Here is an 827-nt window from a genome sequence, read left to right on the forward strand (position 1 = left end):
GGCTGGATGCGGCGAGCGGATGGACCTGGGTCCTGGCCATCGTGGGCCTGACCCTGGTCATGCGAACCCTGACCATCCCGCTGTTCCTGCGCCAGATCCGCTCCATGCGCGGCATGCAGGAGATCCAGCCGCAGATGGCCAAGCTGCAGGCCAAGTACAAGGGCAAGAAGGACCAGGTCTCGCGCCAGGCCATGGCCCAGGAGCAGATGGCCCTGTACAAGGAGCACGGGGTCAATCCCCTGGCCTCCTGCCTGCCGATCATCGCCCAGATGCCGATCTTCTTCGGCCTGTTCCAGGTGCTCAACGGCGTGACCGGCGCTGCCGAGCGGGACGAGGGGATCCTGGTCCTGTCCTCGGACAAGATCCACCAGTTCTACGACGGCACCCTGTTCGGCGCCCCGCTGTTCTCCACGCTGCGCTCGCCCGGCGACGGCAACCACACCGCCACGATCATCATCGCGGCCCTGCTGGTGGTGGCCATGACGGTCACCATGTTCATCTCGCAGAAGCAGCTGGCGTCCAAGAACGTCTCGGAGGCCACCAAGAACTCTCCGATGTACCGCCAGCAGCAGATGATCATCTACATCTTCCCGATCATCTTCCTCATCACGGGCATCAACTTCCCGATCGGCGTGCTGATCTACTGGACCGTCTCCAACCTGTGGTCCATGGGCCAGCAGTACTGGGTCATCCGCAACAACCCCACTCCCGGCTCGCAGGCCGAGCGCGAGCTCAACGAGCGCCGCGAGGCCAAGGGCCTTCCCCCGGTCGGCAAGACCAAGGAGGAGCACCAGGCCGAGATCGAGGAGGCTCGCGCCAAGGCTGCC

1 protein-coding gene is annotated in these 827 nt (G+C 64.8%); it reads left to right on the forward strand.

What is annotated here, in order from left to right:
• A partial coding sequence (gene yidC / locus IG178_RS24280; protein WP_193215181.1) for a membrane protein insertase YidC occupies positions 1–827 on the forward strand: 827 nt, incomplete at both ends.

Source organism: Neoluteolibacter marinus (genome assembly GCF_014904755.1).
In the GTDB taxonomy this organism is placed as follows: domain Bacteria; phylum Verrucomicrobiota; class Verrucomicrobiia; order Verrucomicrobiales; family Akkermansiaceae; genus Haloferula; species Haloferula marina.